The 392-nt window shown below is 64.5% G+C and carries 1 protein-coding gene; it reads left to right on the top strand.

Features of this window, described 5'->3' with window-relative positions:
- Positions 1-392, top strand: a 392-nt coding sequence (locus FOE67_RS28540) for a molybdopterin cofactor-binding domain-containing protein (RefSeq protein WP_182667660.1), incomplete at both ends; no start/stop codon positions are given.

Genomic DNA, 392 nt, shown 5'->3' with positions numbered 1-392 from the left:
ATCATTTACTCGGCGGCGGCTTTGGCCGCAGGCTCGAGGTCGATGGCGTGATCCGCGCCGTGCAGATCGCCAGGCAGGTCGATGCGCCGCTCAAGTTGGTGTGGACCCGCGAGGAGGACATTCAGCACGACATGTACCGGCCGTATTGGTGCGACCGGATCTCGGTCGGGCTCGATGCATCCGGCAAGCCGATCGCCTGGAACAATCGCTTCGCCGGCTCTTCTGTGATCGCGCGCTGGGCGCCGCCGGCGTTCCGCAACGGTCTTGATCCCGACACGACGGAAGGCGCGATCGATCTCGTCTACGACATCCCGAACTTCCACGTCGAATATGTCCGGGTCGAACCACCCGGTATCCCGACCGCGTTCTGGCGCAGCGTCGGTCACTCGCAC

Origin of the sequence: Streptomyces calidiresistens, from assembly GCF_014141525.1 — a bacterium.
GTDB lineage: Bacteria > Actinomycetota > Actinomycetes > Streptomycetales > Streptomycetaceae > Streptomyces > Streptomyces calidiresistens.
This window is presented reverse-complemented; position numbering and strand designations above follow the sequence as displayed.